This window comes from Halomonas sp. AOP22-C1-8, from assembly GCF_052378905.1.
In the GTDB taxonomy this organism is placed as follows: Bacteria; Pseudomonadota; Gammaproteobacteria; order Pseudomonadales; family Halomonadaceae; genus Vreelandella; species Vreelandella citrativorans.
Genome location: NZ_JBQSYD010000027.1, coordinates 25,016 through 39,809 on the forward strand (window position 1 = coordinate 25,016; position 14,794 = coordinate 39,809).

Annotated in this window: 14 protein-coding genes; 11 read left to right on the forward strand and 3 right to left on the reverse strand. The window is 53.4% G+C overall.

Features of this window, described 5'->3' with window-relative positions; genetic code table 11:
* The first annotated feature begins 169 nt into the window (after positions 1 to 169).
* The 4 genes from trmB (at position 170) to glnE (ending at position 5,811) form a co-directional block, all read left to right on the forward strand.
* Positions 170 to 835, forward strand: coding sequence for a tRNA (guanine(46)-N(7))-methyltransferase TrmB (trmB, locus tag ACT3TY_RS14095; protein WP_444628654.1), 666 nt, complete (start codon positions 170 to 172; stop codon positions 833 to 835).
* 162 nt (positions 836 to 997) lie between these two features.
* Positions 998 to 2,425 carry a D-alanyl-D-alanine carboxypeptidase/D-alanyl-D-alanine endopeptidase gene (gene dacB / locus ACT3TY_RS14100; protein ID WP_444628681.1) on the forward strand — a complete coding sequence of 476 codons (1,428 nt, stop codon included), beginning with the start codon at positions 998 to 1,000 and terminating at the stop codon, positions 2,423 to 2,425.
* 31 nt (positions 2,426 to 2,456) lie between these two features.
* On the forward strand, positions 2,457 to 2,828 hold the full coding sequence (locus ACT3TY_RS14105) for a diacylglycerol kinase (RefSeq protein ID WP_444628656.1): 372 nt from the start codon (positions 2,457 to 2,459) through the stop codon (positions 2,826 to 2,828).
* A 28-nt stretch (positions 2,829 to 2,856) separates the two neighbouring features.
* Positions 2,857 to 5,811: a bifunctional [glutamate--ammonia ligase]-adenylyl-L-tyrosine phosphorylase/[glutamate--ammonia-ligase] adenylyltransferase gene (glnE, locus tag ACT3TY_RS14110; protein WP_444628658.1), complete on the forward strand. Its 2,955-nt coding sequence runs from the start codon at positions 2,857 to 2,859 to the stop codon at positions 5,809 to 5,811.
* A gap of 198 nt (positions 5,812 to 6,009) precedes the next feature.
* Here the strand turns inward: glnE and ACT3TY_RS14115 are convergent, their stop codons facing one another.
* Complete coding sequence (locus tag ACT3TY_RS14115; protein ID WP_087106025.1) at positions 6,010 to 6,381, reverse strand: hypothetical protein; 372 nt, start codon at positions 6,379 to 6,381, stop codon at positions 6,010 to 6,012.
* Between the two features lie 430 nt (positions 6,382 to 6,811).
* On the opposite strand from ACT3TY_RS14115, the gene ACT3TY_RS14120 reads away from it, so the two are divergent.
* The 5 genes from ACT3TY_RS14120 (at position 6,812) to ACT3TY_RS14140 (ending at position 10,930) form a co-directional block, all read left to right on the forward strand.
* Positions 6,812 to 8,437, forward strand: coding sequence for a BCCT family transporter (locus ACT3TY_RS14120; RefSeq protein WP_172117372.1), 1,626 nt, complete (start codon positions 6,812 to 6,814; stop codon positions 8,435 to 8,437).
* Between the two features lie 43 nt (positions 8,438 to 8,480).
* The gene (locus ACT3TY_RS14125) at positions 8,481 to 8,645 is read left to right on the forward strand and encodes a hypothetical protein (protein WP_172117332.1); all 165 of its coding nucleotides are present in this window, start codon (positions 8,481 to 8,483) and stop codon (positions 8,643 to 8,645) included.
* Between the two features lie 153 nt (positions 8,646 to 8,798).
* Positions 8,799 to 10,145 (forward strand): MFS transporter, encoded by a 1,347-nt coding sequence (locus ACT3TY_RS14130; RefSeq protein ID WP_192527597.1) that lies wholly within the window; start codon positions 8,799 to 8,801, stop codon positions 10,143 to 10,145.
* Positions 10,146 to 10,169: 24 nt separating this feature from the next.
* Positions 10,170 to 10,679 carry a retropepsin-like aspartic protease family protein gene (locus ACT3TY_RS14135; protein ID WP_172117374.1) on the forward strand — a complete coding sequence of 170 codons (510 nt, stop codon included), beginning with the start codon at positions 10,170 to 10,172 and terminating at the stop codon, positions 10,677 to 10,679.
* Positions 10,680 to 10,750: 71 nt separating this feature from the next.
* Entirely contained in the window at positions 10,751 to 10,930 is a 180-nt protein-coding gene (locus ACT3TY_RS14140; RefSeq protein ID WP_172117375.1) for a PLDc N-terminal domain-containing protein, read from the forward strand.
* Positions 10,931 to 11,032: 102 nt separating this feature from the next.
* Here ACT3TY_RS14140 and ACT3TY_RS14145 read toward each other — a convergent pair whose 3' ends face one another.
* On the reverse strand, positions 11,033 to 11,167 hold the full coding sequence (locus ACT3TY_RS14145) for a hypothetical protein (protein ID WP_254908543.1): 135 nt from the start codon (positions 11,165 to 11,167) through the stop codon (positions 11,033 to 11,035).
* Positions 11,168 to 11,387: 220 nt separating this feature from the next.
* Here ACT3TY_RS14145 and ACT3TY_RS14150 point away from each other — a divergent pair, with 220 nt between their 5' ends.
* Both ACT3TY_RS14150 and ACT3TY_RS14155 read left to right on the forward strand, forming a co-directional pair.
* Positions 11,388 to 12,146 carry a winged helix-turn-helix domain-containing protein gene (locus ACT3TY_RS14150; protein WP_319643853.1) on the forward strand — a complete coding sequence of 253 codons (759 nt, stop codon included), beginning with the start codon at positions 11,388 to 11,390 and terminating at the stop codon, positions 12,144 to 12,146.
* Between the two features lie 25 nt (positions 12,147 to 12,171).
* Positions 12,172 to 13,767, forward strand: coding sequence for an ATP-binding protein (locus ACT3TY_RS14155; protein ID WP_444628660.1), 1,596 nt, complete (start codon positions 12,172 to 12,174; stop codon positions 13,765 to 13,767).
* Here ACT3TY_RS14155 and ACT3TY_RS14160 read toward each other — a convergent pair.
* Positions 13,730 to 14,668, reverse strand: a complete 939-nt coding sequence (locus ACT3TY_RS14160) for a LysR family transcriptional regulator (protein ID WP_444628662.1) — start codon at positions 14,666 to 14,668, stop codon at positions 13,730 to 13,732. The genes ACT3TY_RS14155 and ACT3TY_RS14160 overlap by 38 nt on opposite strands.
* Positions 14,669 to 14,794 lie beyond the last annotated feature (126 nt).

The window sequence follows — 14,794 nt, forward strand, 5'->3', positions numbered from 1 at the left end:
GGTGCGGTGGTTTTTAATAACAGTTATCGCCAATGGCAGGGTAAAAAGTACGCGGCCATTGAGCTTAATAAATATCTCGGGCGTGATCATAGCACCGGGCACCTTATGACGTCATGCTGCAAGCGCAGGAGACTGATAGAATCACCTCTTTTTAAGTCTGAGGGATGGCATGCAGAACACTTCTCGCCCCGTTATATCCAATCAGCCAGGCCCTCACCATGATCTAGCGCGCCGGATCGATCGAGCGTTGGCGACGCCACTACGTAAACCCATTGCGGCTCATACTCAGGCAGCATTTGAGCAGGCTAGCCGCTGGTATCAAGCGCGTCATGCTCCGCTGATCATCGATGCCGGGTGCGGTGTTGGAATTTCGACCCGCCAATTGGCTGCACAGTTCCCTGACCATGCCGTGATCGGGGTCGACCGCAGTGAAGATAGGCTAGGGCGTGATCATGGCGCGCTACCGGATAATGCGTTGCTGGTCCGGGCGGACCTGGTTGACTTTTGGCGCTTGGCGGATCAGGCGCGGTGGCAACCTGAACGCCACTATTTGTTGTACCCCAATCCGTACCCCAAGGCCGCTCATTTAAAGATGCGCTGGCATGGGCACCCGGTTTTACCCACACTGTTGGCACTTGGTGGCCAGCTTGAGGTGCGCTCCAACTGGCCGCTTTATATTGAGGAGTTTGCCTTGGCAGTCGCGCAAGTAACGGGAAGGCAAGCAGACATCGGCGTATGGACGCCCGATAGTGAGTACTTAACCCCCTTTGAAGCTAAATACGATAAAAGCGGCCAAACGCTTTGGCGCTTACAGGTTCAACTCGAGCGCTTATAACGTTTGTGTTAGGTGAAAAACCTGGCCTGTCCGCGCGGATGGATATCGCCCTGATAGTGGTAGGTGTGGTGGTGATGCACGTGTTTTCAAAATGAATAGACATTGAGGCCGATAACAGTGACGTACTTCTTTAAAGCAACGGTGCGCAAGTGGCGTGTGACGATGACCGCCGGGGTAGCCGCCGCTTCACTACTGGCGAGCCCTGCGCTATTTGCCGATTTTAGCCGTTTGGGGCAGTTGCAGGATAAGGGGTTTTCGATAAGCGCGGAGGCGCGCCTGCTTGATACTGATGCGCCTGAGTTGCTGGGAAGCATCAACCCAGCGCGCCAGATGGCGCCCGCCTCTGTTACCAAGGCCTATATGGCGGCCGCCCTATTAAATCGCTTTGGCCCTCAGCATCGCTTTACCAGCCAGCTGGTAAGCAGTGGCGCTATCGATAACGGCATTTTGCGGGGGGACCTGGTGTTTGAAGGCGGCGGCGACCCTGGGCTTACGACAGAAAATCTGTGGCGCCTGGTACAGCGCTTACAAATGGCCGGTGTTGATGAAGTGGATGGTGCGCTCGTCGTAAGCCAGTGGCGTTTTGGCCCTGTCGACTGTATTACCAACGACCGCTGCAACGCCCGCACCCGTGTGACCAATGCTTATAGCGCGCCGCTTACCTCCGCGGGGGTTAATTTCGGCAGCTGGTGTGTCAACGTAGCCCCTTCTCAAGTGGCGGGTGAACCCGCTCGTACCACGCTTTGTGATAGCCAGTTACCATTAATTGATATCGATAACCAGGTCATCACACGTCCGGCCAATAGCGGAACCGAAATTAGCGCCGAGCGCGTAACCGATGAGCGTGGCGATGTAATGCGCCTGAGTGGGCAAATTTCAACCAACGCCATGGCTCGGGATATTTATCGAGGAGCCGGCGACGCCGCTGAAGAGACCGCGCAGATACTGCTTGGCATGCTAAACCAGGCGGGCATTGCTGTCAGGGACCCATGGCGTGTCACTTCCACTCAGCCTCTTGCCAGTGCGAAGCGCTTGGCGGCGGTGGATGGCCAGCCGCTACAAGAACTCCTGCTGCGCACCATGAACTACTCCAATAACTATATGGCTGATGTGCTGGCCTTAAACCTGGTGGAAACGCCGCAAGCCCAGCTGCGTCAGGCGGGTTCAGCGCTGGAAGTTTATGCCGAGAGCTTATCAGGCCACGGTCCTGTCACCTTATATAGCGGTAGTGGACTGACGACAGAAAACCGTACCTCGGCTCATGGCGTTAATGTAATGCTGGAGGACATGTATCTGAAGAGTTCGCTGTTTCCAAGCTTCGTGGCCGCCTTTCAGTCGCCTGCCAACGGCGTCATGCGATTTATTCGACGCGGTTCATCCACGTTTCAAAATAACGTCATGCTCAAAACAGGTACGCTGAATCAGCCTTTTGCCGTACGCGCTGTGGCAGGTTACTTTCGTACGGCCTCCGGGCGTTGGGGTGTTTTTAGTATATTGGTGAACGGAAGTGGTAACACTCCTTATATAAGCTGGTCTGAGGTGCTTGATCCGTTGTCGCTCGATTTGGACGCAATGATTCTGGCTAATTAATTTCCTCGACGCTTAAAGTGAGACGACTTGCATGAAACCAGAGCATACCGGTCTAACCCATTTGGTGTACTCAACACGCTACTCCTGGAAAGGATTAAAGGCTGCCTTTCGTAACGAAACGGCCTTTCGCCAGGAAGTGTGTATTACCGCTGTGTTGTTGCCTTTTGCCTGGTGGATCAGTAATGACTCGCTAAGCTGGTTACTGCTGGTGGGCAGCTTGTTTCTCGTGCTCATTGTTGAGCTGTTAAACAGTGCGATTGAAAACGTGGTCGACCGCATTGGTACAGAGCATCACGAACTTTCCGGGCGGGCCAAGGATATTGGGTCCGCCGCCGTCATGCTGTCGTTGATAATGGCCGGGCTTACCTGGGGGCTTTTGGGTGGGCAAAAAATCTTTGGCTAGCGTGTAAACGCTTGGCGGTGAGGTAGCTATGCAACTGGATAATTCGTTTATACCTTTAAACGCGCTGCCTGAGGCGCTTCAGCAAGAGGGCCAAAAGGTGGGTCAGCGGCTGAACGATGCGCTTGGCCAAGCGGATAATACTGCCTCAATGACCCAGCAGCCGCTGCCCTCGGGATGTTGGCAAGCGCTTACTCAACCACGCCGCGAGGCGCTGGCCAAGGTGCTAAGCGTATCCACCTTTGTGCTGGATACGTTCACCCGCTACCCGGGCTGGCTTGCAACGCTTGAAGCCAACGGCGAATTGGATGCGGCACCGGCCCGGAACGATCAACAACAGTGGCTGCACGACGCACTGGAAAGCGCAGAAGATGAAGCGGCCATGCAGCGTGTGTTGCGGCGTTTTCGGCGTGCACGAATGGTGGGCATCATCTGGCGGGATCTAAATCGGCCTGACGGTTATACCATGTGGGATACCACTCAAGCGGTTTCTCAACTGGCTGAGCTGTGTCTTGAGGCCGCGTTACGTTGGCTTGAAGGTTTTTATGCGCCTCGCTGGGGTATGCCAGCGCCCCGTGCCGATGGCGCTGCCCAGCGCTTGGTCGTTCTTGGAATGGGTAAGCTGGGCGCGGGCGAACTGAATCTCTCCTCTGATATCGACCTGATTTTTGCCTTCCCTGAAAAAGGTGAGACGCAGGGCGGGCGCAAGCCGCTGGAGCATCAGGAATACTTTACCAAGCTGGGCCAAAAGCTGATTGCCGCGCTGGATGCCATGACCGCAGATGGCTTTGTCTTTCGAGTGGATATGCGCTTGCGGCCGCTAGGCGATGGCGGGCCGCTGGTAGGCAGTTTTGCCATGCTCTCAAGCTACTACCAGGACCAGGGACGCGAGTGGGAGCGTTACGCCCTGCTCAAGGCGCGCCCGGTGGCGGGAGATATAGAGGCGGGCATTGAACTATTGGCTGGCCTGCGCCCGTTTGTTTATCGCCGTTACCTGGATTTTGGCGCCATTGAGTCACTACGCGAGCTAAAAGCCATGATTAACCGTGAAGTAAAGCGCAAAGGGATGCAGAGCAATATCAAGCTCGGCCCTGGCGGCATTCGCGAAGTGGAATTTGTGGTGCAGGCGTTCCAACTGATTCGGGGCGGGCGGGATACGGAGCTGCAGGTAACGTCGTTGAAAACGGCCTTGAATCGCCTGCCCGAACTGGGGCTACTGCCTCAAACGGTGGTCGATGAACTCATGCCTGATTACGCGTTTCTGCGCGACCTGGAGCACGTCATCCAAGCGCTTGAAGACCGCCAGACGCAAATGCTGCCGACGGATGAGATCGACCAGGCCCGGATTGCTTTTGCCATGGGCTATCAAGATTGGGCACTACTGATGGAGGCGCTTGATGATGTTCGAGAGCGTGTTCGGCATCATTTTGATGCAGTGATTGCTGACCCCGAGGGGGATGCGGAAGAAACCAACGACGCAAGCCGCTTGGCGCCTGCGCAGTGGCGGTTGATCTGGCGCAACGAGCTGGAAGCGGACGAAGCAACCGCTTACTTACACAGTGCAGGATTCGCCGAACCCGATAAAGTATTGAAGCGTCTGCAGAGTTTTTATCAATCGCGTCAGGTGCAAAGCATGCAGCGAATCGGTTTTGAGCGTCTTGATGCGCTAATGCCGCTACTGCTGGCCGCCGTGGCTGAAAATGAGACACCGGATATCGCGCTTGCCCGCGTACAGCCTTTGATTGAGGCGGTACTAAGGCGAACCGCCTATTTAGCGCTGCTGCGTGAAAACCCTCAGGCGCTTGAGCATCTCATGCGCTTATGCGTTGCCAGCCCATGGATTGCCGAGCGCCTTTCTCGCTATCCGATTCTGTTGGATGAGCTGTTAACGCCAGAAACTCTTTACACCCCAGCGGATAAAGCACGCTTGGCCGATGAGTTACGTCAAACGTTAAACCGGCTGCCTGAAGATGATGAAGAAGCCCAGCTTGAAGCATTGCGGGTGTTTAAACATGCCAAAATGCTTCACGTTGCCGCCTCTGATGTCGCTGGTACGCGTCATTTAATGAAAGTAAGTGATTACTTAACGTATATCGCTGAAGTGATTCTGGATGCCGTTTTGGCGATGGCCTGGAAACATGTGACCCGTAAGCACGGAGTGCCCAAGGGGCTCAACGACCATGAACCGGCTTTTCTGATTATTGGCTATGGAAAGTTGGGCGGTATCGAGCTGGGTTATGGCTCTGATCTTGACCTGGTTTTTCTGCATGATAGCGACGGTAAAGGGGCTACCGACGGCCCCCGACCCATTGATACGCCGCTGTTTTTTACCCGTTTGGGCCAACGCATTATCCATCTGCTAACCGCGGTGACGCCTGCGGGCAGCTTGTACGACGTCGATATGCGCTTGCGCCCCTCAGGCAATGCGGGGCTATTGGTGACCTCGCTTGATGCCTTTGCCGACTATCAACAGCAAAATGCCTGGACCTGGGAGCATCAGGCGCTAGTGCGCGCACGGGTCGTCGCCGGAAGCAGTGCGCTTGCCGAACGGTTTAACCAGATTCGTGGAGACATCCTGGGCAGGCAGCGTGATAAACACGCCCTGCGTGATGATGTAGTCAACATGCGCCACAAAATGCGTGACCACTTGGGCAGTAAAACGCAGGAAACGCGCTTTAACTTGAAGCATGATGCTGGCGGTATGGTGGACATTGAATTTCTCTGCCAGTACGCGGTGTTAGCGCTGGCTAACCAAACACCCACGCTGCTTACCTACAGCGATAATATGCGTATTTTAGAGATGCTTGCCGAGAGTGGGCACTTACCTTCAGAGGAGGCTGAACAGTTAAAAGAAGCCTATCTAGCCTACCGCAGCAGAACACACCGCGCAGCACTAACAGGTGAGAAACCCATTGGTGAGGTCGATGACTTTAAGGAGCATCGCGCTGCCGTTGAAGCCCTTTGGCAACGCTTTTTAGAGCCCTAAACCAAGGCTTGAAGGTTGGACCCTGGTAGTCTGTTCTGGATAATTGGCTCTGTGTCTTTCAGTCAAACGCAGCTATTCAGAACAGTGGAGCCGCCATAAAGGCTTCCTGATTGCTTTGGGAAGCCTTATGCCGATGATTAGCGGCGTGTGGTTAACGGCACATCTCGGAGTGACCCTTCGCTAAAAAGAACAGCGCCGTTAATCACGCGGCGTTGCCTTGTTATCTTCGTGTGTTTTTACCTCGTAACTTCCTTCCAGAACATCCTGCTGGCTTGACCGCGTATGAGGCTCTGCGTAACCGCCGCCAATATCCTGAGCTTGCTCGGCGCGCATCTGCTCCATCCGCTTTTTCATTTTATGGCGCACAAAAGGCATCATGGCCCAGCCAATTAACAGAAAGAACAGGCCTAGTATGACGCCGACCACCATTAGCACGCCAAACGCCAGCCACGTTAGCAGCAATTTTAAGCTACCCATTAGCCCGCCGGGCTGCGACTGCGCTGCGCGTGTACGCCATTGTTGAGCAGCTTGCCAAGCGGCGTTACGTTGATCGCGATTCATCTGTGGCATAAAAGCCTCCATCGTCGTGTGCCTTATTGGAACATAGTTTGTTAGCCAAGTTCACTGAAGGCTGGCCTATATCTTGCTACATTAAGAGTAATGGCGCCGCCAATAATCACATCATTGCCGATACGCAACAAAATACCGTTGGCAACCAGTATCCATTAACACGCGATAGAAGACCCTGCTGGATAGGATCGCTAGCACCAAAATGATGCGGCTTGGTTAAAAAGGGGACATTTGTTGTTTTATCTTGGTGCAGTGAGCGCGCTAAAGAAGGTGACGGAAAACAATTGTTTGCCCATTTAGATAACGGCGTTAAATACGCATGCCCTTCATGAATAAACGAAGACTGTACATAAACATCGTTAACCCGCTAGGGTTACAGCGTCTATGTATAGTTTCTTTCATTCAATTACTTATCTAACAAGGTGGTTGTATGGCAAATCATGGAGGAAAGTCGGTGTTTATTGCATCGGCTGTCATCATTTTCAGCCTGGTCGTAGTGGGCGCAGCCTTTCCCGAAGGGTTCGGAAGTGCAGCCGAGTCGGCTCTCGCATCGGTAACACGGCTTTTTGGTTGGTTTTATCTATTTTCTGTATTTGGGTTCGTTGTGTTCCTGTTTTCACTCGCCTTTAGCAAATATGGCAAGGTGCGTTTGGGGCCTCAGGACAGTACGCCCAACTACACTTTTTTCTCATGGATTAGCATGCTGCTGGCAGCCGGGTTTGGTGTAGGGCTCGTGTTTTATGGTATGGCCGAACCCATGACGCACTATATTGAGCCGCCCTATGGCGATGTGCCGGCCGAAACGGAAGCCGCTGCCCGCTACGCTATTCAATACAGTTACTTCAACTGGGGCGTTCACCAATGGGCGGCCTTTTCGGTGGTGGGCCTGATCATTGCCTATTTCCAGTTTCGCAAAGGCCAAGCGGGGCTTGTTTCATCGGTGCTTTCGTCCGTTACCGCTAAAAGGCCGCGACTTCGTCCTTATGCCTCGTGGTTGGATGTATTTGCGGTTGTCGCAACCGTAATGGGGGTGGCAACCTCGCTAGGGCTTGGGGTATTACAGATGAACGGCGGCTTGAACGCTGTTTTTGGCTTGCCGGAAAATGGATTTTGGCAGTTTATTATTTTGCTGGTGATGTTCTGCGCCTATATGGCGTCAACATGGTCAGGGCTTGATAAAGGTATTAAGCGCCTTTCAAACCTGAACATGGTGCTGTGCATCGGGCTAATGGTGTACGTATTGGTGACCGGCCCGACCATTGCGATCCTTGAAACGATTACGCTAGGCATTGGTGACTACCTTCAGAACTTTATTGGGATGAGTCTACGTATCTCCCCGTATAGTGATAATGAGTGGGCCAGTAGCTGGACGATTTTCTATTGGGCCTGGGTCATTGCATGGTCACCGTTTGTAGGTACGTTTATTGCGCGCGTGTCCCGCGGCCGTACGATTAAAGAGTATGTGTTTGGCGTATTGCTGGTTCCACCACTGCTGGCTTGTCTCTGGATTGGCGTATTTGGGGGAGCAGCGCTAAACATGGAGCTTAACGGCACAAATGTAGGGTTAGCGGCCGCCACTCAGGAAAATATCACCGTGGCGCTGTTTAAAATGTTCGAGCTGATGCCGTTCTCTAACGTACTTTCTGTTGTTGCCATGATGCTCATCTTTATCTTTTTGGTAACATCGGCTGACTCTGCTTCTTATATCGTGGCGCAGATGACCGACAACGGCTCTATTAATCCCCCGCTTTATAAACGTATCATCTGGGGTGTGCTGATTGCGGCAATTTGTTTAACGCTGATTGTGGCGGGAGGCCTTTCCGGGCTTCAGTCAGCAGCAGTGCTGTCGGCACTACCGTTTACCTTTATTCTGTATATGATGGTCATTGTGCTGGTACGTGAGCTACGCGCAGATCGTAAGGCTATGTTGACCCAGCTCTATCGTCGCCACGGTGAAACGCCTGTTGGCGCCGATGCCTTTGAAGCTGAGCAGATGGGCGAAGAGGAGCGCTTACGCCGTGCACCGAATGTTATCAATCGGCGTATTAATAGCTAGGTCAACTTAATCAGGTCTTCAGGAGCAAACACATGGAGCGAGGATGCTGATGGCTCGGCGGGGACGTCACGGCGCAACACGACGCCAGCCCAAGGGGCAGGCGCTTGAGCGTTGGTTGGACCGTTGGCTGGACCGCGTCGTTACGGTCGCCGTTGTAACGGCACTGGTGATTGGCCTGTCGGCTGTCTTGGCACATTGGCTTTTGTAGGCCAACCTGGTGTAACGCAGTCCTGATTGAAATGCAGTCAAAGCGCCCGGCGATAAGCCGGGCGTTTGCTTATACAGTAAGCTTTAAGCGTTTTGTCATACCTTACAGGCGCTAATGTGCAGGCTTGCCACTACCCCTAAAGAGAGACTCCCGATGTTGCTAAATGATGCTGCCAAGGCTGCTTCTTCCTACGCTTCACGCCGCGAAATATTCGGCTGGGCCATGTTTGATTTCGCTAATCAGGCGTACACCTTGCTGATCATTACGGTGGTGTTTGGTGAGCTGTTTACCACAGTGATTGTAGGGGACCGAGGCGATGGTTTTCGGTTGGCCAACTTTCTATGGAGCCTGGCGCTAGCGGTCAGTTATTTAATGGTGGTAGTAACGGCCCCACTTTGCGGTGCGATTATGGATTATCGGGCCGAGAAAAAACGCTTTTTGTTTTTTAGCTACCTAGCCACGGTCGCCACTACCGCGATGCTTTACTTTGTATCTCCCGGCTATGTCGTGCTGGGGCTTGTCCTGATTGTGCTGTCCAATTATGCCTACTCCATGGGAGAGTCCTTTATTGCGGCCTTTCTACCGGAACTTGGGCCGCCTGAAAAGCTTGGCAAGATTTCCGGGTTTGGCTGGTCACTAGGATATATTGGCGGGCTGTTTGCTGCGGGCTTTACCCTCGTCGTACTGGGGGAGGCAACCGTTGAAAACTATGAACGTATCCGTTGGGTGGGGCCCTTCGCGGCCGGTTTTTTCTTGATTACCGCTATTCCCACCTTCCTGTGGCTTAAAGAGCGCGGCACTCCCAAACCTTCTGGGGTGGCGTATTGGGATATTGCTCAACAGCGCGTACGTTCAACCCTGCATGAGTTGCGCTATTTCAAAGACTTGAGTGTGTTCCTTGTCTCGCTGCTGTTTTCCATGGCGGGGGTCTACATCATTATTGCGTTTGCGTTTATCTATGGCGCCCAGGTGATTGGCTGGGATGAAAGCGTACGCAATATCATGTTTATTATCGTTCAGATAACCGCGGCGGCCGGAGCGCTCGGGTTTGGCTGGCTTCAGGACCGGTTAGGCGCGAAACACACCTATCAAATAACGCTTGGCCTGTGGGTAGTTGCGATTATTGCCATTTGGGCAACGCCCGAAATAACCGCTTGGGCAAATATGCGTTTTGATTGGCAGTGGCAGGCACAGCATGTCTTTCTAGCGGTTGGCTGCCTGGCGGGACTCAGTTTAGGATCTAGTCAGTCGGCAAGCCGCGCCTTGGTGGGGTTGTTTTCACCGCTTGAGAAATCGGCTGAATTTTTTGGCTTTTGGGGTCTGGCGAATAAGTTGGCAGGCGTGCTGGGCATCGTGATGCTGGGTGTACTGCAAACGATCATTGGCCTACAAGCATCTATCCTTTTATGTGCAGGCCTGTTTGTTATCGCAATGCTGATTTGTGCAAACGTTAATGAGCGACGAGGGCGTGATGCCGCCATTGCGTGGCAGAGCGCTTAATATACCGCAAGCGGGGAGCACATAATGCAGACAGCACAGCGTGGCAGCATCGTGATGATGCTGCTTTTCTGGGTACTGTTAATCGGCTTGGGTACCTGGTGGCTGGATGGGGGGATGGAAAAAATACTGAACCCTAATGCCCATATCGTGCAGACTGCGACTGACGGCGGCCCTGTTACTTTACAGCGTAACCGTTCGGGGCACTTTGAAGCACCGGGCGAAATTAACGGTGAGCCGGTGACGTTTTTACTGGATACCGGCGCTACCTATGTAGCCGTTTCAGATGAGCTGGCCAATCGGTTGGGGCTCGAACGTGGGCGCAGCGCCTGGTTTAATACGGCCAACGGTCGCGTACAAGGAAACCTTACTCAGCTTGATGAAGTAACGCTGGGGGGGATCAATATCCGCAATGTACAAGGCTCCATCAGCCCCGGCATGGAGAATCATGTCGTGCTGCTGGGGATGAGTTTTTTGCATCTGCTGAATATTGAAATACGCAGCGGCGAAATGGTTCTGAGCCTACCCGATGCATAAGCGATACTTGTGAATAGTGTATTGGTGTGCTTAGCTAAAAGCCCACGGAAACAAATAGACAAGGAGTGGCTATGGGTATTGAAGTCGGTGGATTACTAGGTCTGATTTGGCTCATTATTATTATTTGGGCCATTGTCAAAGTTGCTAAAAGTTCAGCAGGCGGTCTGGCTAAAGTGCTGTGGATATTAGCGCTGCTGATCTTCCCACTGGTAGGCCTGATTGCATGGCTACTATTAGGGCCCAAAGGATAGCCAAGCGGGATAAAGGCTGCGCTGCCGGTTAGCGGTGGCGCTGCAAATATCGGCTTTAAAAAAGGCAGGCATCGCGCCTGCCTTTTCTATAAGTATGTACCATTACGCACTGTTTCCATTACTGGGCGGCGCTTTATAGTGGCCAGGGATGGTTACTCTTTCCCCATTGGGTAAATCGCGCACTTGAGTAGGAACATAAACACGCTTGATAACACTTTTAGCTTTACCATCTTTCATGGCTTACTCCTCCAGCCAGATTGTCGACAGTCCGCTGTCTACATTAGCCCTCTGTTTTGGAAGAATCAAGCGGTGCGCGACGGCGAGTAGAGAAAAGCGGCTGCTGCTCAGAAGAAGTGTTTGCTGGGTTTTGAGGTATCCTGTGAACAGGTAACCGGCTACCTTTTGAGAACGACTGACGACATGAATAACTAACTGCCTAAGCGGAGTGAAGGATAAGATGGATAATCACTTGGAACAGAAATTTCAGGCGCTTGGGTCACAAGAAACCGTTATGCCTGACTATCCCGCTCAGGATCATATTCTGATCATTGAGGATGATCAGCGCTTGGCTGAGCTGACTCGCGACTATCTGGAAGCCAACGGTTTCCAGGTCACGCTAGAGGCAGATGGGGTGAAAGGGATGGACCGCATTCTTACGCTACAGCCTGACTTGGTCATTTTGGATTTGATGTTGCCCGGCGAGGATGGTTTGTCGATTTGTCGCCGAGTGCGGCCCAATTTTGCGGGCCCCATCATGATGTTGACGGCACGTACTGACGACGTGGACCAAATCCTTGGGTTGGAAATGGGGGCAGATGACTATGTGCCCAAACCGGTGCAGCCTCGTGTGTTGCTCGCCCGTATGCGTGCCTTGCTACGGCGTGCAGATGGCCCAGCGCCCAATGGCGAAATGCGCCTACGGTTTGAAAATCTGGAAATTGATAATGCGACCCGAGAAGCGTGGCTTGCCGGTGAACGTATTGATTTAACCAGCGCCGAGTTCGACCTGTTGTGGTTACTTGCCCGCAATGCGGGCCGGGTATTGACCCGTGAAGAGATCTTCAATGAGTTACGTGGCATTAAGTACGATGGCCAGGATCGTTCTATCGATGTACGCGTATCGCGTATTCGACCCAAGGTGGGTGATGACCCCAACCAGCCTCATCGAATCAAGACAGTGCGCAGCAAAGGCTACCTTTTCGTGAAGGACAGCTGATCAACATAGGGAAGGAAAAGGATTTATGCAGCGGCTGCTTAGCCATAGCGCGTTTTTAAAATTCTATCTACTGCTAGGCTTGGCGCTTTGTGTCGTACTGCTCATCGCGCTCGGCGGCCGCTCTTTTATTGAACAAGTACGGCGTGAGGATTACCACGAGCAGCTGGCAGCACTGCCCATGTCATTAATGACCCAGCAACTGGCTGATGTCTCCGAAGAAGAAAGAAATTCGCTGGTTAATTACTTTGCCGAGCGGCTGGGTATGCAGCTTACTTTGCGGCGTATGAGTGAGGTAGAGCTTGGCTACTTCGCTGATAAACGTATTGAGCGTGGTAGCGTATTAGTGACTGAAGATCCTTGGCGTCTTCGTCAGCGAGTGCCTGAAAGCCAATGGTTTTTGGAAGCGACCCTGCCTGCCTGGAGCGAACGCCAATGGGAGGGCAGCCTGCTGCTGCTGGGCGAGTGGCTAAAAGCCTTGCCGCGTGACGAGCGAGAAGCCAACCTGACGTCGCTGCGTTCCGGCAACTGGCCGCTCACTCTGCTTAATACGCTGCCCGATAACATAACGTCTCAACAGCAAAGCCAACTGGCGTTAGGCAACGTATTAACGCTGCTCGTATCCGAAAAACTGGCCGTTAGCCTGCTTTATCAACTGCCCGATGAAGACGTCTGGTTAATGGCCGGTCCTGTCTCGCGCGGTGATACGCTGCCCATGAATTTACAATTGCCGCTGTTGATTGGTGTCATGGCTGTGCTGGGTTTAATTATCTATCTGATTATGCGCAGCATCGAAGCACGTATGGCGCGCCTTGAACTGGCGGCTACCCGGATTGCCAGCGGCCGTCTTGAAACGCGCGTAAAAATAGAAAGTGACGACTTTCTGGGCCGGTTAGGCATGGCGTTTAACGGCATGGCAAGCCAAGTGCAAACGCTGCTGCGTGGCCAGCAAGAGATGATTCGTGCTGTCTCCCATGAGCTTCGCACGCCGGTGGCGCGTATTCGCTTTGCCGTACAGATGGTCGAGGACATGACTGATCAGCCCGCTATTCGGCGCCAGTTGCAGGGAATTGATGCCGATATTTCGGAGCTTGACGAGTTGGTGGATGAAATCCTTACCTATGCTCGCTTGGGCGGTGAAACGGTGAACGGGGCCGAGCTTGAAATGGCGCTGGTGGACTGCCGGGCAATGGCCGAGCGTGTGATTGATACGCTGGCGCCACTCAATGAAGGGCTTACTATTGAACTGGCGGATGGGCCGGACATTGAGCTGTTAGCCGAGCCCCGCTATTTACAGCGGGCGCTGCAAAACCTGGTGGGTAACGCCTGCCGCTATGGCAAAAAACACCTTATTATCCGGCTTTGGAGCGAAGATCAGCTGGTGCGTATTGATGTTGAGGATGACGGCCCAGGCATTCCGGCAGATGCCCGTGTGGATATTTTTAAGCCGTTTACTCGGCTGGATGATAGTCGGGCCCGCAGCCTGGGAGGCTACGGCTTAGGCCTCTCCATCGTGCAAAAGATTATGGCGGGCCACGGCGGTAGCGTCACCGTGGATACCAGCCCTGCGTTGGGTGGCGCACGCTTTACGTTGCTGATTCCTCGTCGTGAGTCGCTGGTTTAATGCCTGTGAGTACCGCAAACGAGGTTTCACGTGCGGTACGTAGAAAATCCTTCATCCAGGGCGCTTCCAGCGTCTCTTCTCGAACGGCCGCATACAGCGTGCTCCAAATGCCGTTTTCACCCAGCTTAACGGCACTGACGTAATCGCGCTCCAGATACTCCGTTAGCGCCCAGTTGGGCAGGGCACATACGCCTCGGCCGCTGGCGACCAACTGCATCATCATGATGGTAAGTTCGGCGGTGCGAATCTCCTGAGGGCGTACGTTTGCGGGGTCTAAAAACTGCGTAAATACATCCAAGCGTGCCTGCTCTACGGGGTAGGTGATCAGCGTTTGGTCTGCCAAGGCTTGAGGCTCAATAAAGAGCTTCCCTGCATAAGCGTGCTGACGCGCTACGGCCAAAAGCCCTTCATAGCGAAACAGCGGCGCATAGTGAACACCCTCCAGTGCCTGAGGGTCGGCAGTAATGACCAGATCCAACTGCTCGCGTGCCAGTGCTGGTAGCGGGTCAAAGTGATGGCCGCTGGGAATATCAATTTCCACTTCCGGCCAGTGGTCGCGAAAGTAGTCGACGGTAGGCATTAGCCATTGAAAGCAGCTGTGGCACTCAATGGCCATGTGCAGCCGCCCCTGCTCGCTCCCCGCCAGCCGGGCCACATCGCGTTCGGCTTTGCGCACTTCCGGAAGTATCTGGTCGGCCAGGACTAATAGCCGTAAACCTGCCCGAGTAAACTCGACGGGCCGTGTTTTACGCACAAAAAGTGGGCTGTTAACCCGGCCTTCCAGGTCTTTGAGCTGGTGCGAAAGGGCCGATTGGGTAAGGTGAACGCGTTCGGCGGCCTCCACCAGTGAACCCGTTTCACGTAGGGCAAGCAGTGTGCGTAGGTGGCGTAACTCAATCATGGATAATATCTTTCAATTTGAAAGGATTTATCATGACAGTCTCTTATGTACTTGGCTATTGGCGTAGGCGCCTTTGCATGAGTTTAAAAGTGTGAGAAGCGTGCCTGCCAGCAGTAAAGCCGCTTA

Excerpts from the sequence above, each read along its gene's own strand:
- trmB (WP_444628654.1), top strand. The coding sequence starts at position 170 with ATGCAGAACACTTCTCGCCCCGTTATATCCAATCAGCCAGGCCCTCAC.
- dacB (WP_444628681.1), top strand. The coding sequence starts at position 998 with ATGACCGCCGGGGTAGCCGCCGCTTCACTACTGGCGAGCCCTGCGCTA.
- ACT3TY_RS14105 (WP_444628656.1), top strand. The coding sequence starts at position 2,457 with ATGAAACCAGAGCATACCGGTCTAACCCATTTGGTGTACTCAACACGC.
- glnE (WP_444628658.1), top strand. The coding sequence starts at position 2,857 with ATGCAACTGGATAATTCGTTTATACCTTTAAACGCGCTGCCTGAGGCG.
- ACT3TY_RS14115 (WP_087106025.1), bottom strand. The coding sequence starts at position 6,381 with ATGCCACAGATGAATCGCGATCAACGTAACGCCGCTTGGCAAGCTGCT.
- ACT3TY_RS14120 (WP_172117372.1), top strand. The coding sequence starts at position 6,812 with ATGGCAAATCATGGAGGAAAGTCGGTGTTTATTGCATCGGCTGTCATC.
- ACT3TY_RS14125 (WP_172117332.1), top strand. The coding sequence starts at position 8,481 with ATGCTGATGGCTCGGCGGGGACGTCACGGCGCAACACGACGCCAGCCC.
- ACT3TY_RS14130 (WP_192527597.1), top strand. The coding sequence starts at position 8,799 with ATGTTGCTAAATGATGCTGCCAAGGCTGCTTCTTCCTACGCTTCACGC.
- ACT3TY_RS14135 (WP_172117374.1), top strand. The coding sequence starts at position 10,170 with ATGCAGACAGCACAGCGTGGCAGCATCGTGATGATGCTGCTTTTCTGG.
- ACT3TY_RS14140 (WP_172117375.1), top strand. The coding sequence starts at position 10,751 with ATGGGTATTGAAGTCGGTGGATTACTAGGTCTGATTTGGCTCATTATT.
- ACT3TY_RS14145 (WP_254908543.1), bottom strand. The coding sequence starts at position 11,167 with ATGAAAGATGGTAAAGCTAAAAGTGTTATCAAGCGTGTTTATGTTCCT.
- ACT3TY_RS14150 (WP_319643853.1), top strand. The coding sequence starts at position 11,388 with ATGGATAATCACTTGGAACAGAAATTTCAGGCGCTTGGGTCACAAGAA.
- ACT3TY_RS14155 (WP_444628660.1), top strand. The coding sequence starts at position 12,172 with ATGCAGCGGCTGCTTAGCCATAGCGCGTTTTTAAAATTCTATCTACTG.
- ACT3TY_RS14160 (WP_444628662.1), bottom strand. The coding sequence starts at position 14,668 with ATGATTGAGTTACGCCACCTACGCACACTGCTTGCCCTACGTGAAACG.